Source organism: Streptococcus suis, from assembly GCF_019856455.1.
Lineage (GTDB): Bacteria > Bacillota > Bacilli > Lactobacillales > Streptococcaceae > Streptococcus > Streptococcus suis_AE.
In genome coordinates this window covers 2340086-2358763 of the sequence record NZ_CP082205.1, presented here as the reverse complement: position 1 = coordinate 2358763, position 18678 = coordinate 2340086, and the positions used below count along the sequence as shown (strand labels likewise).

Annotated in this window: 22 protein-coding genes, 1 tRNA gene and 1 pseudogene; 23 read left to right on the top strand and 1 reads right to left on the bottom strand. The window is 42.8% G+C overall.

All coding sequences use genetic code 11. The annotated features are described in order from the left end of the window. Nucleotides 1-124 precede the first annotated feature (124 nt). The 21 genes from K6969_RS11295 to K6969_RS11195 all read left to right on the top strand — a co-directional run bounded on the left by K6969_RS11295 (nucleotide 125) and on the right by K6969_RS11195 (nucleotide 16380). A complete protein-coding gene (locus K6969_RS11295) occupies nucleotides 125-910 on the top strand; it encodes a TatD family hydrolase (protein ID WP_029173354.1) in 786 nt (261 codons plus the stop codon). Further along, the gene (gene rnmV, locus K6969_RS11290; RefSeq protein ID WP_029173355.1) at nucleotides 894-1463 is read left to right on the top strand and encodes a ribonuclease M5; all 570 of its coding nucleotides are present in this window, start codon (nucleotides 894-896) and stop codon (nucleotides 1461-1463) included. Before K6969_RS11295 ends, rnmV begins: the two co-directional genes overlap by 17 nt. Further along, the gene (locus tag K6969_RS11285) at nucleotides 1456-1824 is read left to right on the top strand and encodes a hypothetical protein (RefSeq protein ID WP_029173356.1); all 369 of its coding nucleotides are present in this window, start codon (nucleotides 1456-1458) and stop codon (nucleotides 1822-1824) included. The genes rnmV and K6969_RS11285 overlap by 8 nt, the downstream gene beginning before the upstream one ends. Before the next feature lie 97 nt (nucleotides 1825-1921). After that, nucleotides 1922-2209, top strand: coding sequence for a hypothetical protein (locus K6969_RS11280; RefSeq protein ID WP_002940311.1), 288 nt, complete (start codon nucleotides 1922-1924; stop codon nucleotides 2207-2209). Beyond that, a complete protein-coding gene (locus K6969_RS11275; RefSeq protein ID WP_029173357.1) occupies nucleotides 2199-2528 on the top strand; it encodes a type II toxin-antitoxin system RelE/ParE family toxin in 330 nt (109 codons plus the stop codon). Before K6969_RS11280 ends, K6969_RS11275 begins: the two co-directional genes overlap by 11 nt. Nucleotides 2529-2534: 6 nt before the next feature. Continuing rightward, on the top strand, nucleotides 2535-2990 hold the full coding sequence (locus K6969_RS11270) for an 8-oxo-dGTP diphosphatase (protein WP_029173358.1): 456 nt from the start codon (nucleotides 2535-2537) through the stop codon (nucleotides 2988-2990). A gap of 75 nt (nucleotides 2991-3065) precedes the next feature. After that, nucleotides 3066-3326, top strand: a complete 261-nt coding sequence (locus tag K6969_RS11265; RefSeq protein ID WP_029693536.1) for a type II toxin-antitoxin system Phd/YefM family antitoxin — start codon at nucleotides 3066-3068, stop codon at nucleotides 3324-3326. A gap of 1 nt (nucleotide 3327) precedes the next feature. Then, nucleotides 3328-3585, top strand: a complete 258-nt coding sequence (locus K6969_RS11260; RefSeq protein ID WP_029173359.1) for a Txe/YoeB family addiction module toxin — start codon at nucleotides 3328-3330, stop codon at nucleotides 3583-3585. An 85-nt stretch (nucleotides 3586-3670) separates the two neighbouring features. Then, nucleotides 3671-4303, top strand: a complete 633-nt coding sequence (locus tag K6969_RS11255) for a tetratricopeptide repeat protein (protein WP_216661442.1) — start codon at nucleotides 3671-3673, stop codon at nucleotides 4301-4303. Between the two features lie 11 nt (nucleotides 4304-4314). Beyond that, a complete protein-coding gene (rsmA, locus tag K6969_RS11250) occupies nucleotides 4315-5187 on the top strand; it encodes a 16S rRNA (adenine(1518)-N(6)/adenine(1519)-N(6))-dimethyltransferase RsmA (protein WP_171942622.1) in 873 nt (290 codons plus the stop codon). A 202-nt stretch (nucleotides 5188-5389) separates the two neighbouring features. Continuing rightward, nucleotides 5390-7120, top strand: a complete 1731-nt coding sequence (locus K6969_RS11245) for a hypothetical protein (RefSeq protein WP_171942621.1) — start codon at nucleotides 5390-5392, stop codon at nucleotides 7118-7120. Between the two features lie 12 nt (nucleotides 7121-7132). Next, a complete protein-coding gene (locus tag K6969_RS11240) occupies nucleotides 7133-9577 on the top strand; it encodes an LTA synthase family protein (RefSeq protein ID WP_171942620.1) in 2445 nt (814 codons plus the stop codon). A gap of 127 nt (nucleotides 9578-9704) precedes the next feature. After that, the gene (locus tag K6969_RS11235; protein WP_029173730.1) at nucleotides 9705-10571 is read left to right on the top strand and encodes a helix-turn-helix domain-containing protein; all 867 of its coding nucleotides are present in this window, start codon (nucleotides 9705-9707) and stop codon (nucleotides 10569-10571) included. Between the two features lie 103 nt (nucleotides 10572-10674). Continuing rightward, nucleotides 10675-11244, top strand: coding sequence for an ABC transporter transmembrane domain-containing protein (locus K6969_RS11230; RefSeq protein ID WP_253911790.1), 570 nt, complete (start codon nucleotides 10675-10677; stop codon nucleotides 11242-11244). 11 nt (nucleotides 11245-11255) lie between these two features. After that, nucleotides 11256-11993 (top strand): ABC transporter ATP-binding protein, encoded by a 738-nt coding sequence (locus tag K6969_RS11225; protein WP_321537417.1) that lies wholly within the window; start codon nucleotides 11256-11258, stop codon nucleotides 11991-11993. A gap of 83 nt (nucleotides 11994-12076) precedes the next feature. After that, complete coding sequence (locus K6969_RS11220; protein ID WP_321537347.1) at nucleotides 12077-13198, top strand: IS110 family transposase; 1122 nt, start codon at nucleotides 12077-12079, stop codon at nucleotides 13196-13198. 399 nt (nucleotides 13199-13597) lie between these two features. Continuing rightward, nucleotides 13598-13858 carry an ATP-binding cassette domain-containing protein gene (locus tag K6969_RS11215; protein ID WP_321537416.1) on the top strand — a complete coding sequence of 87 codons (261 nt, stop codon included), beginning with the start codon at nucleotides 13598-13600 and terminating at the stop codon, nucleotides 13856-13858. Nucleotides 13859-13891: 33 nt separating this feature from the next. Beyond that, entirely contained in the window at nucleotides 13892-14113 is a 222-nt protein-coding gene (locus K6969_RS11210) for a hypothetical protein (RefSeq protein WP_029988962.1), read from the top strand. 210 nt (nucleotides 14114-14323) lie between these two features. Next, the gene (locus K6969_RS11205) at nucleotides 14324-15643 is read left to right on the top strand and encodes an ATP-binding cassette domain-containing protein (RefSeq protein ID WP_253911789.1); all 1320 of its coding nucleotides are present in this window, start codon (nucleotides 14324-14326) and stop codon (nucleotides 15641-15643) included. Between the two features lie 115 nt (nucleotides 15644-15758). Next, nucleotides 15759-16052 (top strand): hypothetical protein, encoded by a 294-nt coding sequence (locus tag K6969_RS11200; protein ID WP_029173733.1) that lies wholly within the window; start codon nucleotides 15759-15761, stop codon nucleotides 16050-16052. Then, nucleotides 16045-16380 carry a type II toxin-antitoxin system RelE/ParE family toxin gene (locus tag K6969_RS11195; RefSeq protein WP_029173734.1) on the top strand — a complete coding sequence of 112 codons (336 nt, stop codon included), beginning with the start codon at nucleotides 16045-16047 and terminating at the stop codon, nucleotides 16378-16380. Before K6969_RS11200 ends, K6969_RS11195 begins: the two co-directional genes overlap by 8 nt. 72 nt (nucleotides 16381-16452) lie before the next feature. On the opposite strand, the gene K6969_RS11190 is transcribed toward K6969_RS11195, so the two are convergent. Beyond that, nucleotides 16453-16534 (bottom strand) — tRNA-Leu (locus K6969_RS11190). A 130-nt stretch (nucleotides 16535-16664) separates the two neighbouring features. Here K6969_RS11190 and K6969_RS11185 point away from each other — a divergent pair. Next, nucleotides 16665-17332, top strand: a pseudogene (locus K6969_RS11185) (recombinase family protein). A gap of 235 nt (nucleotides 17333-17567) precedes the next feature. Further along, on the top strand, nucleotides 17568-18539 hold the full coding sequence (locus K6969_RS11180; protein ID WP_321537415.1) for an LPXTG cell wall anchor domain-containing protein: 972 nt from the start codon (nucleotides 17568-17570) through the stop codon (nucleotides 18537-18539). Nucleotides 18540-18678: the final 139 nt, after the last annotated feature.

Genomic DNA, 18678 nt, shown 5'->3' with positions numbered 1-18678 from the left:
CTAATTGCCATTTCAATGGCTAAGAGTCGAATCATGAGGTACCTCCTAAGTAGGCCCATTGTACCATGCTTGACTGGCACATACAAGATTAGGTCCTCCATGAGACTTGTGGTACAATAAGAATATGACACTACAAATTTTTGATACACATACCCACCTCAACGTGGAGCAGTTTGACGGTCGGGTTCAAGAAGAATTAGATTTTGCCAAGGAGATGGGGGTCACCCTCCACAACGTCGTCGGTTTTGACCGTGCAACCATTGACAAGGCTATGGAGCTTGCTGACCAGCACCCTGAAATCTATCTGACATTGGGCTGGCATCCGACAGAGGCTGGCACCTATGACGAGGAAGTAGAAAGCTACTTGCTTGAGGCACTCAAACACCCCAAGGTCATTGCCCTGGGGGAGATTGGGCTGGACTACTACTGGATGACGGCGGATAAGGAAACCCAGGCTCGTGTTTTCAAGCGACAGATGGAGTTGGCCAAGCAGTTGGATTTACCCTTTGTGGTTCACACTCGTGACGCTTTGGAAGATACTTACCAGATCATCAAGGAAGTCGGTGTTGGTCCGCGCGGAGGTATCATGCATTCCTTCTCTGGCACTCTGGAGGAGGCTCAGGCCTTCATGGACTTGGGTATGCACATCTCCTTCTCGGGAGTAGTGACCTTCAAAAAAGCCGTTGAACTTCAGGAAGCGGCGCAAGCATTGCCCCTAGAAAAAATCCTGGTCGAGACGGATGCGCCCTATCTGGCCCCAGTTCCCAAGCGTGGTCGGGAAAATCGCACCGGCTACACCAGATATGTGGTGGATATGCTGGCCCAGCTTCGCAACCAGTCGGTCGAAGAGGTGGCGAGAGCGACCTACGAGAATGCAAGGAGTTTGTTCAGAATTGACTCAGAAAATTAAGATACAAGAAGTCCTCGTTGTCGAGGGCAAGGATGACACGGCAAACTTGAAGCGGTTTTACGAGGTGGACACCTACGAAACCAGAGGCTCTGCCATATCAGATGATGACTTGGAACGCATCGAGAAACTCCATGACCTGCGTGGCGTCATTGTCTTTACTGACCCAGACTACAATGGCGAGCGGATTCGAAAAATCATTATGCAGGCCATTCCTACGGTCAAACACGCTTTTTTACAGCGGGACGAGGCTGCTCCCAAGTCCAAGACAAAAGGGCGGTCCTTGGGCATTGAGCACGCCAGCTTTGAGGACTTGGAAAAGGCCCTAGCAGGCGTGCGTGGCTACTATGATGATGAAAACAACTTTGACATCAGCAAGTCAGATCTGATGCGCCTTGGCCTCCTCATGGGTGGCGACAGCCGCAAGCGGAGGGAGTATCTGGGAGAAAAGCTCCGTATCGGCTACTGCAACGGCAAACAGTTACTGAAACGCTTGGAATTGTTTGGGATTAGCTTGGCAGAGGTTGAGGAGTGTATGGGGAGCTATCATGGATAGGGGCTACGCTGTTAAGTGCTTGGTAAAAAACGAGTTTGAACCTTCTTATGAAAATTATTCATCTTATGAAGAAGTGACCTACTTGCTGCCGGCTAATGTCCTTGTTTGGGAGGATGAGCAGGTTGATAAGAACAAACTAGCTGACTATTTGCGTGGTTCAGTTGAAGATGGCTATGTTAATGCGGATGGTATTTGGAAGCAGAGTCGTTTGTTTCATATTGCCGGTGTGCAAGAAATGGACGACAGGGTAGAGTTTGATGGCCCAGCCGTGGAAGTCTATCGCTGGTTTTACAATTTTGAACGTCTAGTTACTGAGGAAGAATTTTTGAATCTCTATTATTTTGATGATTTGGGGAGATAGACAATCTAGAACGGAAATGTTACTATTTCTGCTTTTTTGAAGATTGCTACTGATGTCTATTCGTGTTACAATATAGAAAACTAGGAGGTGGACTAGCTTGATAACTATAAAAAAAGATGCCCAAGTAAATTTTAAAACTGATTCCAGACTTTTGGAAAAAGCCAAGGAAATATTTGCTATGAACCAGTTGGATTTGACTGCTGGTTTTAACCTCTTCTTGCAAAATATCGCTGTAAAAAATGAGTTGCCCATTCTGACAGAAGAAGAGTTGGAAAGAGAAGAGTTGTTTTTACAGCTTCAGAAGGAAATCCAGGAAAATCAGCAGGCGATTGAGGCAGGTCAAGGGATCAGCCTAGAAAGTGTCAAAGAGAAGTATGGAATTTGATTCTTATTCAGTGATACTTGCTCCAGCAGTAGAGCAGGAACTTGCAGAGATTTACGCCTATTTCTCGGCACAATTCTCAGAAGAAATTGCCAAAAGACGAATTGGGATGATTGTCCAAGCTTTGGAGAGTTTGCAAATTTTTCCTGAACGTGGTTTTAACGCCGATAACCGTTTTGGTAAGCAGATAGACCCGCCTCATCTAACCCGAGGCTATGTCATTGGAAAAGACTACATCGCCCTCTATCGCGTGGTAGAAAATGAAGTGCGAGTTGGTCACCTTTTTGCGACCAAGAGTGATTATCTTAAGTTGTTGAAGTGAGAGAGTATGAGTAGAACAGAGCAAGTCATCCTAACCAATATGTGCATGATTACAGACGGTCAGCAGGTATTAGTTCAGGATAGGAAGTCAAAGAAATGGCCTGGTGTGAGTTTTCCAGGTGGCCATATCGAGCCAAATGAGTCACTTGTTTCCTCCGTCGTCCGCGAGGTCAAAGAAGAAACAGGCTTGACGGTATCCAATCTAGAACTCTGTGGTATTCAAAACTGGACGGATCCTACTGACCATTATCGCTATCTGGTATTTTGCTACAAAACCAACCAGTTTTCAGGTGTTCTTCAATCCTCAGATGAGGGAGAAGTCTTTTGGATTGATCGTGCGGACCTGAAGAATGTTCAGCTGGCAGACGGTTTTGAAGCTATGTTGGAAATCTTTGAACAGCCTCAACTGACGGAGAATTTTTACTGGTTTGAAGACGGGGAGTGGAAAGTGGAGAATCGCTAAAAGGTTGTACAATAAGTTTGACAACTCTTTTTTTCTGTGCTATAGTAAGCCTAGAAATGATGAGAGGTATTGCATATGGAAGCTATTGTATATTCCCATTTTCGAAATCACTTAAAGGACTATATGAAAAAGGTCAATGACGAGTTTGAGCCCTTGGTCGTGGTTAATAAAAATCCAGAGGAAGATATTGTTGTACTCTCAAAGAGTGAGTGGGATAGCTTACAAGAAACCCTTGCTGTTGCTCGGAACACTTATCTGTCCCAAAAAGTTCTACGTGGTATGGCTCAAGTCAAAGCGGGACAAACTCAAGAACGAAACCTGATAGAGGCTGACTAGCATGGGAATCCATTTTACAGAGGATGCTTGGGAAGACTATCTTAATTGGCAGGGTCAGGATAAGAAAACACTGAAGCGAATCAATAAGATTATCAAGGATATGCAACGACATCCTTTTGAAGGAATTGCCAAGCCAGAACCTTTGAAGTATGATTATCAGGGTGCCTGGTCGAGACGGATTGATGCGGAGAATCGGTTGATTTATATGGTAGAAGCAGACCAGTTGTATATCTTGTCGTTAAAGGACCATTATAAGTGAGGATAGAATGGAGACTATCTAGTAACCGTTGGTAAAATCAAGATTATGAACTCAGAATAATGTGAAGATACGATGGGAGATGTATATGAGTAATACTATAGACAAGGCATGGGAGTATTTTTTTGAAGGAAAAATAGTAGAAGCAAAGCAGTTGATTGAGGAAGATTATCGGGTTGAGACTTGTTTGGAATATGCTGTTCTCAATTTATTTGCCTACATTTATCTTGACGAACAAAACTTTGAAAAAGCTTTATTAGCTTGTCAACGCTACATTCAACTATCTCGCGATGAAAAAGACGTGGAGCAAGAGCATATCGGTTTGCACCAATTTGCCATGGTCTATCGGAGTCAAGGTAACTTTGAGAAGGCTTTGGAGTTAATTGAGGAAGAGGCTAAGTTGCTAGCAACTGATTTTTCAGAAGACAAATTGAAATGGTCGGTTAATGAGTATGAGCAAGGCTATTTGCGATTGCAATTAGGAGAGCTAGAATCTGCTCTGCATTTTATGAAACGAAGTTTAGAGAATGCTTTAATGACAGATGACCTCATTGCCCAAGCTTGTGCCTATCGAGGTTTGGGGGAAATCTATGCTACAAGCAGAATAACTGATTTAGCTGAACATGCATTCATGCAATCCATTACTGCTTTTGAGGAAGCAGGAGATGATATTGGGGCGAACGAAGTTAGAGAATTGATGGCTACCTATCAAATAATTTAGAAAGAACACACATGAGAATCGCAGACAAAAACGTTACTCGTGCCGTCCTTGAATGCCACGGGTTTACCTTTAAGAAATCCTTCGGTCAGAACTTTTTGACCGATACCAATATTTTACAGAAAATTGTGGACACGGCTGAGATTGACCAGAATGTCAATGTCATCGAGATTGGTCCTGGAATCGGAGCCTTGACCGAGTTTTTGGCGGAGAGTGCTGCTGAGGTCATGGCCTTTGAGATTGACGACCGCCTGATTCCGATTTTGGCAGACACCTTGGGTCGCTTTGACAATGTGACTGTGGTCAACCAAGACATCCTCAAGACCGACCTGCAGACCCAGATTCAGAATTTCAAGAATCCTGACCTGCCTATCAAGGTCGTGGCCAATCTGCCTTACTACATCACTACTCCCATCCTCATGCACCTGATTGAGAGCAAGATTCCTTTCAGCGAGTTCGTGGTCATGATGCAGCGGGAGGTGGCCGACCGCATTTCTGCCGATCCAAACACCAAGGCTTACGGCAGTCTGTCCATTGCGGTCCAGTACTACATGACTGCCAAGGTGGCCTTCATCGTGCCTCGCACTGTCTTTGTGCCCGCTCCAAACGTGGACTCCGCCATTCTCAAAATGGTCCGCCGCGAGCAACCCTTGGTGAGTGTCAAGGACGAGGATTTCTTCTTCCGGGTGTCCAAGGCCAGCTTTGTTCACCGCCGTAAGACCTTGTGGAACAACCTGACCAACCATTTTGGTAAGTCCGACGAGGTCAAGGACAAGCTGACGCAGGCACTTGGCATGGCAGAGCTGGAAGCCAGTGTTCGTGGAGAAGCCCTTTCCATGACTGACTTCGCACGTCTATCTGACAGCCTCCAAGAAGTCGGTTTATAAGCAAGTATTGATTGCGGAGAAATCTGCAATCAATATTTATTTTAATGGAAAATTGTTTTCCTGTTTGCCTTGTTCGTTGACAGTGGGTGGAAAGCTTGCTATACTGAAATGTGACTAACTTTTGAAAAATATTGTCTGCAAATTGGCAGAATATTTACAAAAACAAGAGAGGGTTTCCCTCTTTTTTTATGAAGGTATCTATATGTTAAAAACTATGCTGAAAAAGCATCCCCATTTAGTAGCCCTGGGCCTATTTGTGGGCTTTTCTTTATTATTATTGGTTCCCCACTTGCTAACCAAGGGAATGGTGACAGGTGCGGACTTGATTTTCCATTACAATCGTTTCTATGATGCGGCTATGCAGATGAAGGAGGGCAATTTCTCCTATATCATCAGTTTGTATGGCTACCAACAGTCAGGACGGATTGTCAATGCCCTCTATGGGCCTTATTTTGCCTATCTACAGGGAGCCTTGGTACTCTTGAGTGGGACCTGGTTCCGCTATCAGATTTTATCCAATTTTCTCTTGGGAACTCTGAGTGCGACCTCCCTCTATTTCCTCATGCGTGAGGTCAAGGTCAAATATGCTCACTCCATTCTCTTGTCTATGTTCTTTGTGACCACCTACTCCATTCAGTATTGGTGGGCGACCCAAGGATTTACCAGCTGGGGAGTGGCTCTCTTTCCGCTTTGTTTGATTCCTGCGGTTCGTTTCTTACAGACTAAAAAAGTACCGATATTCCTCATGGCAGGAGCGGTAGGGCTCATGTTGCAGGTTCATATGCTATCGACCTTGTTCTTGGTCATTGCCTATGGTGTACTCTTCCTTATTGGTTGGTGGAAATCAGACCAAAAAATGAAGATTATTGGGCAAGTAGCTCTATCGGTAGGAATTTTTTTGCTTCTGACCATCAATATCTGGTTGCCACTTATTTATATCAACGCGACCAACACTTTGGTACCACCATTTGTTAACAAGAAATTTGTCCTCAATACCGTAACATGGCTCAAAACAGCCTTTCTATACTATCCATATCCATTGCCAATTTTCTTTGGAATCTATCTCTATTTCTTGGTGAAAAATTGGAAGAAACAATCGCTGGTTCTGGCTGGTCTTGCTTTGACCTACGCAGTATTTTTAATCTTGTCAACCAACCTCTTCCCTTGGCAGTTGTTTGCAGGTAAAGGAATTACACTTGTCGAATTGATTCAATTTCCTTTCCGCTTCTTCCTCTATGCCAATGCCTTGTTGTTGGCAGTTGTGGGGGTCCAGGTTTCTGGTTTATCAGAAAAGATGCAGAAAATCTTTTCTGGTTTGACTGTTATTTCTTTGCTTGTTTCGGTTGGTTTCCTCTGGAATGAAAGTTATAAGGAAATCAATGGGCATTACTATAGCGATACCTTCCTGCAAAAACGCATTCATACGACCTTGTATGGCACGACGGAAGAGTTACGAGCTTCTTTCCATTCTAAAGACTTGGGCGAATTTATCCACATTGCTCAGAAATCAACGCCAGACTATGTACCAGACTTGTCTGAAAAGTCTGGTCATATCACCAATGAAGAGTCGGATAATACCTATTTTACCTATCGTGACCAAGTGATTTTACCAAATCAAGAGTTTACCAAAGAAGTTGATGGTGATCAGCTGGTGGTAACTTGGACGGCGTCAGAAGCAGAAGAAACTGCGGTACCAGTTATTGTTTACCAAGACAGTCAGCTTATTTTGAATGATACCGTTTTAGATAGAGAAGATATGATTCTTTCCACTATTGGAGTACCAACGGTTACCAGCAAAAAAGGGCAGAATACCCTTGTCCTATCCTACAAGCAACAGTGGTGGTTACTGCCTGTTATCGTGATTAGCTTGACTGGATGGCTAATCTGGTCGATGTACTACGGCTTTATTTACCGAAAATCAAACCTTTCCTAAGAGAGAAATGTTATGAAACAAATCAATCCAAAGGCAAGCAAGCAATTTATTCTGGTTATGATTATGACCATTTTACTTGCGATGGGTCGGGCTCTATTGCTTAGTGGAGTATCTTTTCCGCTCTGGCTTGTCCCCCTGCCCTTACTTGCCTATCTTATTTTTACTTTTTATATTCTGGTCCTGCTGGATAAGTACGAACAGTTTATCAAGACTAAGAGCTTTGCCAAGTATGTCGGCTGTTTTCTAGGCTTTCTGTATCTTGTCAACCTAGTCTATCGGCTCAATGCCAAGAAGTATCAACCCTGGAATATTTTCCGTAATAATCTCTTTCAATTTGAACTTCTATTGATGTTGGCTCTTCCTGTATTATTGGCATTTTTGTGGCGGAAGAAGACGGGAATTCGAGAAAAATTAAGCCAGTGGTCAGCCAATCACTTGGTACCAGATGGCTATTTGCTCTTGACCAGCTTACTCTCGCTCAGTCCTCTCGCCATATCTTACTGGAAAGATAGCCATTATGAGAGTTTGGTTGAGAAAGGTTCTTACATAGAGTTTTTCAGCCAGACACCGCTGTTTGCACCTATTCATTTTATAGGGACCTACATTTTTCTTCGCTATCTTCATAAGGCATTTGTAGAGTTTAAGGCCAATCGGACCAACGTTCACAGTATGCTCTTTATCAGTCTGGCTCTGGCTATGTTGTCGCATATCGGTTATCAGGCTTCTATGGCTGGGGGAACGGGTTCTTATTTCACACGTCATCTCTTTCCAGGGGCTATTGTCTTCCAGATTGCCTGCCTCTTTTTCCTCAATGTCATCATTAGCCTAGTTATCAATCGCCAAATCTTATCTGTTGCCGTGATTGCTAGTCTAAACGTCATTTTGGTTACGGCCAATTTCCTAAAATTCCGCTACCGTTCGGAGCCATTGACTCCCAATGATTTCAAGTGGGTCGGGAACTTGGGAATGATTCTCAGCTTTATCAGTCTGCGTGTTGTGCTCATATCGCTATTCTTTTTAGTTCTTCTGTTCTTTCTTTATCGGAAAATTCATAAGAACTACTTCCAAGGAAGGATTGTCGCTTCTATCTGGAAACGGTTGGCAGGGATTTCAGTCATTGTGTCCTTGATTTTGGGAATGGGGTGGGCTATTCGCAATGAAAAAGACCATAAGATTGCTGGCTGGATTCCTATTCTTTCTCAGGTCAATAACTGGCGTAACGTAGACTGGAAGGGCTACGCCTTTGTGGCTCGTTATCGCACTCTTTCATTCCTCTGGTTGCAGCAGCTCAGCAAGACCAGTATGGAAATGCCTGAGAATTACTCTGAGAAGACCATGAAGGCCATTGTGAAGAAATACACTGCCTTGGCTGAGGAAATCAATGCAGAGCGGACAGGTCAATTGACTGACCAGACGGTTATCTACATTCTTAGTGAGAGCTTGGCTGACCCTCGTCGGATTCCCGGTGTAACCCTCAGCCAAAATGTTCTACCAAATATTGAGTACATCATGAGCCAGACTACCAGTGGCTTGATGAAGAGTGACCACTATGGTGGTGGGACTGCCAATATCGAGTTTCAGGTTTATAGTGGTTTACCACTTTACAATTATAACTCTTCTATTTCATCTGTCTATCTGGATGTGGCACCAAATATGAAGAAGTTGCCAAGTATCAGCGACCTCTATCCAGCAGATAGTCGTGTGGCTATTCACCCCTACTTTGATACCAGTTACAATCGTAATTCTATCTATAAACAGTTGGGGATTGAACAGTTCTATACTCTTAATAGTGCCAACTATCCACTTGCAGTGACGGCTGAAGATTATCAGGGGAATTTTGTCAGTGACAAGAAGACCTATGATTTGATTTTGGATCAGGTGCGTTCAGGAACAAATACATTCGTTTCTGCCATTACCATGCAAAACCATGTGCAGTGGAACTCTGCTGAGCCTGCAAGTATTACAGCTTCGGGTGAGGGCTTCACGGCTGAGGAAAATGAAAACTTGACCAGCTATGTTCGCCTCCTATCCTTTACGGATCAGGCAACAAGGGATTTTCTAGACCAGCTTAAGACCTTGGATAAGAAAGTGACAGTTGTTTTTTACGGTGACCACCTACCAGGTTTGTATCCAGAGTCTGCTTTCGTGACGGACCCAAGCGCGCAGTATAAGACAGATTATTTCGTGTGGAGTAATTTTGAAACAGAAGACTACCATTATGATTTGGTCAATTCTAGCGACATGAATGCACTGATGCTGGAGACGACCAACAACAAGGTCAGTCCTTACTATGCCCTCTTGACAGAAGTGCTCCATAAGGACCGAGTAGGACAGGCTGAGCGAGATGCGAAAGTTGCAGAAGAGCTCAAACTGGTCCAATATGACCTATCCACAGGAAAAGGCTACCTTTTGAAATACAAAGATTTTTTCAAAGTAGCGACTGAAACGACAGAATAAAAATATGACCAAGTCAGATAGCTGGCTTGGTTTCTTCTTTATGTGAAAACATACACAAATATGGGAAGTTGTGGTATAATAATTATGTTTACAAATGATTTTTTAATCGTGAGTGTAGAGGTAAAGCATGAATCGTTTTGGTAGGACATTAAAATTGATAAGAGAGGGAAAGGGGAAGAGTTTGGCGGAGGTCGCCAAGGGACATATTTCTACTTCTCAACTTTCTCGGTTTGAAAATGGAGAATCCGACATTACTGTTAGTAAATTATTTGGTGTGCTGGCAGAAATGAATGTGGATGTGGACGAGTTCGTGTATGCCAGTCAGGATTTCAAAAAAGATGAGCTGACTAGAATTTTGGAACAACTAAAACAATCCATCTATATCAGAGATGTTGTAACCATAAAGAAAATCTTGTCTGAACAATTAGCAAAAGCAGAAAGAGATTCTCGTAGGGAGTTTCATCGGTTGAATGCTATTTTAATCGCGTATAAACTGAGCGACTTAGATAAGACAGTAGTTGTTTCGAAAGAAGATACAGCCTTTTTAACGGATTACTTATTTCAAGTGGACAACTGGAGTTATTACGAGCTCTTGCTATTTGCCAATACCATGGATGAATTAGAACACCAGACTATGATGCTTTTTTGCAGGGAACTAATTGGTCGTACACAGTTTTATCGTGAAATGAAACTACATCGATTGGCAGTTTCTCAAATTTTACTTAGTGCCTATCTCGTCAGCGTTCAACATAAGGAACTTGTCGACGCAATCTTTCTTGAAAAGACCATCAAAGGTCTATTTTTCGATGAAACGGAAATTTTTGAACGGATTTTGTTTAAATTTGGTAAGGCTTTTTATGATTATCAAAATACCGGAACTTCTAATGCTATTTTGGAGATGAGAAAGTGTATTGGACTTTTACGAGCGGTCGATAGCCAGAATATAGCAGATTGGTATGAAACGATACTTGAAAAAATAGTGAACGAGAAATAGTTGCATATAGGGGACAAATAAAATCGTCTCCAATTCCTATTCTATAATATAGATGAAAGCGACCAAATGTTTGCTTAGAATTCTATCAAACGGTGGAGGAGAAATGAAAAAGAGGAATTTTTGGCTAACCTTATCTTGTATTTTTGCAGTAGCCCTGCTAAATGTTGGCTTTCTGTACCAATATCGCTATATTATTGATGCTATTGCAGCTGGAGATAGACAGGCCTTTGTGTCCTATTTTGTGCTGATGGGGCTAACTATCCTTGTCATGCTGGTTTTTGAATACATTCGTCAGATTGCCAATGTCAGCTATCTCAATCAAGTAGGTTTCCAATTGCAGGCGACCTTTATTGGGAAAATTTTTGATTTACCTTTTAGGCAGTTTGTTGACCAGGGGGCAGGGGCCTATATTTCCCAGCTCAATAATGATTTGGAGACGGTGAAAGAAGATTATTACGACGCCTTCTTTACGATTTTTCAAGGTGCTTGTACCTTTGGCATTGCCAGTTTGGCCTTGCTTAGCTTGGATGGTCTGACCGCTATTTTCTTGGTTCTGATCTCATTCTTGCCAGTTGTGATTCCCTATTTGTTTAAAAAGCGGAGAAGGCTCAATCAGGAGGCGATTTCGGACAGTCAGCAGGTCTATAATACAAGGGTTTCAGATATCTTCTGAGTTATTTGCAAGTGAAAAATAGCTGCCAAAGACAGCAAGTTTTAGATGGGCTGAATGATTGCTATCAAGCAGTCAATGACAAGGTCAATCAGGCCAATCGAACGACAGTAACCATGCGGCTCTTAGTCGGTTTGGTCTTTTATCTGACCACGCTTTCGATTATCTTTATTGGTGGTTTTCAGGTTTTTTCTGGGGCCTTGACCATCGGTGGCTTGACAGCTATTCTGACCATTTCAGAGCAGTTGGTGGATCCCATTAACAGCATTGCGGCAGCCTTTTTGGACAGGCATGCCGTTAAGAAATTGAAGCAAGAGTTTGAGCCATCTACTCTGGGTCAAGAAACGAAGGGACAGGAACTAGCTTCAGCTTTCCAGAGCATGCAACTGGTCAAGGCTAGTTATGCTGTCGGTGAGAAACAGGTCTTTGAAGACCTGACCGTAGCGTTTGAACGTGGCAAGAAGTATTTAATTCTTGGGGAAAGTGGTTCTGGCAAATCTTCCTTGGCTCTTATTTTAACCAAGAATAGCCAACTGCAAGCAGGGGATATTTACTTTGATAAAACCTCTCTATTAGACTTGTCCTACCAAGCCATTCAAGACAAGATTGCCTATTTGCCACAAGAGGGAGCCCTTTTCCATGATACTGTTCTTTACAACTTGACCATGGGACGGGAGGTTTCAGAAGATAGGCTGATGTTTCTCATTAAGACCATGAACCTTGATAGACAATATGTAAAGACCCCCAGTTGAGAATTCGTGGATTTACCTGTACACTAGAATAAAAAAACAATCAACTTCTAACAGGAATTACCACACTCAATTGGAGGTCTTATATGTTTCATTTTACCACACTTTTCATCGGAATGGATGTTCACAAAGAAAGTTTTTCACTCTGCTATTATGATATGATGGCGAATCAATTCAAACATAGCACTAAAGTTGGTCCAAATGTTAGCTATATTGTGAACTATGTGAATGAGCTTCGTCGTTTATATGGTCAAGATGCAGAAGTGTTATGTGGCTACGAAGCTGGATGCCTCGGATTTACCCTATATCACCAGCTACAAGCTCACGGGATTCCCTGTATCGTGATGGCACCTACAACGGTAATGAAGGAAGGATCTAAGCGTGTTAAGACTGATAAGAAAGATGCGGCTCAGCTCGCAAAAGCTCTGGCCTTTCGTAGCTATCAGCCTGTTCATATTCCTACTGCTGAGGATGAACAAGTCAAAGAATATATCCGTATGAGAACAGACCACAAAGTGGCTCTGAAGAAAATCAAACAACAAATTCTTGCCTTCTGTCTCCGACATGATTTTCGCTATACCGAGGGAAGCAGTAATTGGACACAGAAACATGTTCGCTGGCTCCGTTCCCTAAAACCTGAGGGACTTTACGCAGAGATTTTGACAGAATATCTATTGACCTATGAGAAATTAGTAGATCAAATAGAACGGTATGATGCACGAATTGAGCAACTGGGTCAAAGCGACAGTTATCAAGAGAAGGTCTCACGGCTTTCTTGCTTTATTGGCATTAAAACACTAACTGCTCTTTCCATTGTGACAGAAATCGGTGATTTTAATCGCTTTGCGACAGCTCAACATTTTGCTTCTTATCTTGGGCTAACTCCTAGCGAAAATTCTAGCGGCGACAAGGAGAGAAGAGGTGCTATCACCAAAGCTGGGAATAGCCATGTGAGACGACTTCTGATAGAAGCTGCACAATCATTGGCTAAGGGGACGATTGGGTATAAATCCAAAGAATTGAAAAGGAGACAAAGTGGAAACCGAGTGGAGGTGATTGCTTATGCGGATAAGGCTAATGAACGCTTAAGAAGACGTTATCGCACACTTGTTCTAGGAAAAAATAAGAAACAAAATGTTGCTAAAACAGCTATTGCACGAGAATTGTCTGGTTTTATTTGGGGGATGATGACAGGAAGAATAGCTTGAAGTTAGCGCTTGTTTTCATGTACACTTTTGACCATTAAGTTTTATCATCGCAGAGCGATGAGGAATCCCTATTTCTATCCAAAATCACTGGGTGAATTTGGACAGAAATAAGGATTGAAATCATGTTTGAATGGAAAGTATCTTGAAGGAGTTTAGGACTTCAAGGTTTGAGTCATCTACGAAACGACTAAGTGGCACAATTGTGATCCACGCTTATAGAGAGTAGGACTCGCGGCAGAACCATTGACCTGTAGGTAACCAATCCACGAATATCAGAGTGGCCAATGCCCGAAGCTAAGAACTAGGCTCTTTCTAGATACTTTTCATTTTTTAATCAGTTCGATTGTTTTTACTTGACAAAGGGCTTTACATATCAGTCGTTTCCCAAGTTATGCTTCTTTGAGCGAGGAAATTAGTGATGATAGCGGACTGTCTGGCGGACAAAAGCAGCGCCTACTCTTGATTCGTGCCTTGCTGCAAGATAAGGATGTCTTGTTGCTGGATGAAAGTCTGTCTGCCTTGGATCAGGAAACCTATGCAGTGATTGAAGCCTACCTTACCTCTCTAGCTGATAAGACGCTCATTCATATTTCCCACCGCGTGTCCGATGAGGTCCTTAGCCGTTATGATGGGGTGGTACGGATTGGGGAGAGCAATTAATTTTTGTCAGATTGTTCCTATCTAGGAGGAGTTATGAAAAAAATCATCTATCAATTGAGGTCTGTTATTGCCATTCAGTTGATTTTCCATATCTTATATAGTTTGACCAATGTCGCTTTGCCGGAGTTAAATAAGTATCTTTTTGATCATATTTTTCAGATGGGCTGGACAGGGCTTGTCTGGCTCTTGTTGGCCTACGCTTTGACCATCATTGCTAATTCATACTCTTCGAAAATCAAAATCAGACGTTGTTGACTTGAAACAAAATAGAACAGGGTTCTATCTGCGTAAGTAGAAACGAACTACGTTCGCTCTATCTCCAACCTCCAAAGGTTCCCCAAACCTTTGGAGCTAGTCTGATTTTGATTTTCATTGAGTATCAGTCTTTCAGTACATTTCCCAGGTTTATGAGTGGAAGGTGTCTCAGGGCTTCTATGTCAATGCTAAAAAGGCCTGGCAAACAGCTTGTTATCACAGCCTTTATCCAAATTTTCAGAGAAGAATGTCTCTGCCTATCTATCCATTTTTGACAACGATTTGGAAACCATTGAGGAGAGTTACCTGAGTCCCCTCATGGACATTATCCGCTCTAGTTTGAGCATGGTCATCTATGCGGTTTCCCTCTTTCTCTTTGTTCATCCGCTGATTGCGGTTGGGATTATTCTGTCGTCTGCCTTGGCGGTTTTCATTCCTAAATGGATTTCAGGTCCTCTTTCTCAGCGTCAGCGGGCATTTTTACAGAGTTTGGAAAGTTATTTTCAGGTGGTGACTGACCTCTTTTCTGCTAAGAACCGCGTTAATAGTGAAACCTTCGGCTCCATCAGTCGTGTCCACCATCGGTCGGTAGAAGAAAGTGAACAGGCTCGTTTTCGCTTTGGGCAATTCAAAACCCTGGCCAATGTTGTCAATGGATTTTCCATGTTTTTGGTGCAATTAACGGCTTTTGGCTTGGTCGGCTATCTCTTGCTGCAAAAAGAGTTGACCATCGGTGCTGCCATTGCAACCTTCAGCTATGTTGAAAATTTCATCTATCCCATGAAATACATCCTCATGGATGTCAATTATATCCATTCGACCAAGGAAACGGTTGCCAATTTAGAAGGTTATCTTGCTGGTCAGGTCTTGTCTGAGCAAGTACCAAGCTATCCCAATGTGACAGCCTTGGAAGTCAGGGACGTGGCCTATCATGTGGGAGAATTAGCGGTAGCAGATTTTTCCTATCGGTTTGACAAGGGGAAAAAGTATGCCATCATTGGTCCGTCAGCCAGTGGAAAATCCACTTTTTTACGAGTGTTGGCAGGAGAACTGGCTCTGGACAAGGGGAGTGTTTCCTATCTGGAAAACGATGTTTTGCATGAAATGGAAGCAGCTACCGCCTTCTATCTCAGCCAGTTTGAGCATCTTTACCATACCGATTTTGAAAGCAATGTGTCTGTTTTTGGAACCTATGAGAAGGGAAGAGATGTCATGCTTGGCTTGTTAAGGAGCTTGCCAATGAGTTTACAGGACACCTTGCGTACAACAACAGACCCCAGTCTCTTGAGTGGAGGCGAGAAAAATGTCCTGTGCCTGCTCCGTGCCTTGATGAGTGGTAAGGATGTCTTGCTCTTGGATGAACCGCCCGCTCATTTAGATCCTGCCCTGACCAAGCAGGTTTTGACCAACCTCTTGCAGCTGGAGGACAAACTTATCATCACCATCTTGCATGAATCAGACTCTGCCATACTTGACATGTTTGATGTGGTTTTGGAAATGCGTGATGGGAAATTGCGTGAGAAGATATAAAAATGGCCCCAAGTCATCAACTTTGACTTGGGGTTATTTAGCGAATATCTTGACCAACTTCTGAAAAAGGGATAAACTGTATGTACAAAATGTCTATACAAAGGAGTTGAGAATAATGGGAGCGACACAACAGGTAAACTTTAGGGCAGATTCATTTTATTACCAGCAAACAAAGGAGCTATTAGCAGGAGAAAGCATGACAGTTTCAGATGTGCTGAATGCGACCTTGAGAAAAATTGCGACAGGTACTATTGATGTCCAAGAATTTGTTACAAAAGACGGTAGGGAGGATAGCAACAAGATTGCTTTTGAAGAGTTAAAGAAAGAAATCTTGTTAGGACATCAGGATATTCTAGCAGGTAAGACAAGTTCTCTCGTGGCTGTCAGAAAGGAATTTGGTCTTGACTGATAAGAAAAAATATGAGCTTGTTATTTCTGATAGAGCCAAACAGGATTTGCAGGCTATATATGATTACATTCTAATCAATTTTTACAGCCAACAAGCAGCGGCTAGCAAAATTGATTTGATATTGAAGGCTTTGGAAATATTAGAGTTATTCCCTGAAGTCTGTCCCTTGGTATCTAGCAGAGGATTTGGCAACCTAACTGCCGATGGAAAGCCCTACCGTTATATGCCGATAGAACATTATCTCGTTTTTTATTTCATAGAGGGCTATCAGGTTTTTGTAGCCCGTATCTTGCATTCAAAGCAAAACTGGATAACATTACTTAAATGATTTGAAGCCAAATAACTAGCATAAAGTATCACCTCAAGTCATCAACTCTGACTTGGGGTTTCTCGTTTATCATGCGGAGGAAGGGATTTGAACCCTCACACCCGATGGGCACATGCGCCTGAAGCATGCGTGTCTGCCGTTCCACCACCTCCGCTTGTTTTTTATTATACTATTTTTTTCTTGACTTGGCTAGGGGAAAATGGAATGATTATCAAACCATGATCACATGTTCATCAGACCTTTTATACCAACCCCCGCTACAATAGTAGAACAAGGAGGAAAATATGAAGAGAATCATCAAGCAATACCAAGAAAAAGGATTTGTTGTCATTGGCTACGCTCGAGGGATAATCGGCAAGAACTGGGACTAGAAGTGCAAAAAGAAGCCCTACACTTCTGTGACAGACTCTACATGGAAAAGGAATCGGGAGGTCATCAAGACCGCCCACAACTTCAAAAAGCTATCAAGCTAGCCAAAGCCTGTGCTGAAAGCGGGATAGAGACCAGATTTGTAGTCTATAAGCTAGACCGCCTAACCAGAAAGATGCTCCATCTGTCTGCTATCATCTCAGACTTGACCAGCCATCAGATCCGCCTGCAATCCATCCACGAACAAATCGAAACTGACTCGCTGACAGGCCGATTCTTCTGCCTCATGCTAGGCTATGTGGCAGAATGGGAACTCCAAGCCATTTCTGACCGTACAAAAGACGGTTTACGTAAGGCCAGAGAACGTGGTGTAAAATTGGGCAATAAGGGTATTTCAAAATCAAAAGAAAAACAAGTGATTCAGAGCTATGTGGTAGAAGAAACAACCGTTCGAGACATGGACAACCAACTCAATATTTCAACAGCAACCATCTATCAAGTCTTAAAACGAAATAATATCCCATTTCGTCGTCAAAAAGCACATAATTCTTTGACAGAAACAGGAGAAAATGATAAACTGTAAGCGAATATGTGTGTTTTAGCAAACGGTCGTTTGGTAAAACAATCAAAGTTGTCAATAGAAAATATTCAAAATGCTGATTTGACGGGCTTTTCAAGCCTTATCAAGTTGGCATTTTTTGATTTTTCTATGTTTTAGTTAACGACCCTTAACTAAAACAGGTACAAACCCTATTGTAGCAGGGGTTTATAAGAGGTTTAAAAGAAAGGAAAGGTCGATAAGACCTTAGGAAAATATGATGAATACTAAAAAATTGGTTAAATGGGGCGTAGCCCTTACTTCAACCCTTGTTTTGGGTGGTGTGGTTGCCCCTGTGGGCGGTCGGCTGCTAGGTGGTCCTGCTGTTGTTTATGCGGATGAGCAATCCATCACTTATCGCATTCATTACTTCCTGAATGATGTGGCGGAGAATGGGGGTACTCCTTCTTACACAGATATTGCACCTTATAAGGAGGGTGTGATTTCAAAGGGTGAAGTAGTAGTGGAAGTAGCTCCTCATATTGATGGATACGCCCCCACTACTGAGTCTTGGGGTAAAGATTCTATTGAGGTAACCTACGAAAAATTTACAGGTGATAATGTTTGGCATGATGAAGATTGGTATCCTACGGCTAGCTTCTTTTATGATAAGGTAGATGTACCAAAACCAGCTGAAACCAAACCAGTTGAACAACCAGCTGACCAGCCAGTTGAACAACCAGTTGAACAGCCAGTTGAAACTCCAGCTGAACAACCAGCCGAACAGCCAGCTGAACAACCAACTGAACAACCAACTGAACAACCAGTTGAACAGCCAACTGAACAACCAGCTGACCAGCCAGTTGAACAACCAGTTGAACAACCAGTTGAACAACCTGCTGAAGTTCCAGTTGAGCAGCCAGTTGAACAACCTGCTGAAGTTCCAGTTGAGCAACCAGTCGAAAAACCAGCTGAAACTCCGACAGACAAACCAGTTGAACAGCTAACAGATGCCTCGTCCTTAACTGACCAGACAGCTGGCAAGGTTCAAGTAGTGGCAGCAACTGATAAGAAAACGGTAGACAAGTCCGCTCCAAGCACTCCTGCTGTTAAACCACAGGAAGTATCACAACCTGTTGCCAAAACCTTGCCAAAAACAGGTGATAGCAGCTCTATGCTCCTAGTCTTAGGGGGCGTCTTGTCCGGTCTTTCTGGTCTGGGATTAGCTGCTACATCACGCAAAAGAGACTAGTCCATCTATGTATCCCAAGAAAGCTCTCGTTTGAGGGCTTTTTCTATTGTATATATTTCCATTGGCAAGAAAATACTAGCTGTGCAGGATTTGGCTTTGCTCCCTTTTTCCTAGGAAATTTGGTATAATAGGAACAAGT

Coding starts and splice junctions, on each gene's coding strand:
- K6969_RS11295 (WP_029173354.1), top strand. CDS start 125: ATGACACTACAAATTTTTGATACACATACCCACCTCAACGTGGAGCAG.
- K6969_RS11285 (WP_029173356.1), top strand. CDS start 1,456: ATGGATAGGGGCTACGCTGTTAAGTGCTTGGTAAAAAACGAGTTTGAA.
- K6969_RS11275 (WP_029173357.1), top strand. CDS start 2,199: ATGGAATTTGATTCTTATTCAGTGATACTTGCTCCAGCAGTAGAGCAG.
- K6969_RS11270 (WP_029173358.1), top strand. CDS start 2,535: ATGAGTAGAACAGAGCAAGTCATCCTAACCAATATGTGCATGATTACA.
- K6969_RS11265 (WP_029693536.1), top strand. CDS start 3,066: ATGGAAGCTATTGTATATTCCCATTTTCGAAATCACTTAAAGGACTAT.
- K6969_RS11260 (WP_029173359.1), top strand. CDS start 3,328: ATGGGAATCCATTTTACAGAGGATGCTTGGGAAGACTATCTTAATTGG.
- K6969_RS11255 (WP_216661442.1), top strand. CDS start 3,671: ATGAGTAATACTATAGACAAGGCATGGGAGTATTTTTTTGAAGGAAAA.
- rsmA (WP_171942622.1), top strand. CDS start 4,315: ATGAGAATCGCAGACAAAAACGTTACTCGTGCCGTCCTTGAATGCCAC.
- K6969_RS11245 (WP_171942621.1), top strand. CDS start 5,390: ATGTTAAAAACTATGCTGAAAAAGCATCCCCATTTAGTAGCCCTGGGC.
- K6969_RS11240 (WP_171942620.1), top strand. CDS start 7,133: ATGAAACAAATCAATCCAAAGGCAAGCAAGCAATTTATTCTGGTTATG.
- K6969_RS11235 (WP_029173730.1), top strand. CDS start 9,705: ATGAATCGTTTTGGTAGGACATTAAAATTGATAAGAGAGGGAAAGGGG.
- K6969_RS11230 (WP_253911790.1), top strand. CDS start 10,675: ATGAAAAAGAGGAATTTTTGGCTAACCTTATCTTGTATTTTTGCAGTA.
- K6969_RS11220 (WP_321537347.1), top strand. CDS start 12,077: ATGTTTCATTTTACCACACTTTTCATCGGAATGGATGTTCACAAAGAA.
- K6969_RS11210 (WP_029988962.1), top strand. CDS start 13,892: ATGAAAAAAATCATCTATCAATTGAGGTCTGTTATTGCCATTCAGTTG.
- K6969_RS11200 (WP_029173733.1), top strand. CDS start 15,759: ATGGGAGCGACACAACAGGTAAACTTTAGGGCAGATTCATTTTATTAC.
- K6969_RS11180 (WP_321537415.1), top strand. CDS start 17,568: ATGAATACTAAAAAATTGGTTAAATGGGGCGTAGCCCTTACTTCAACC.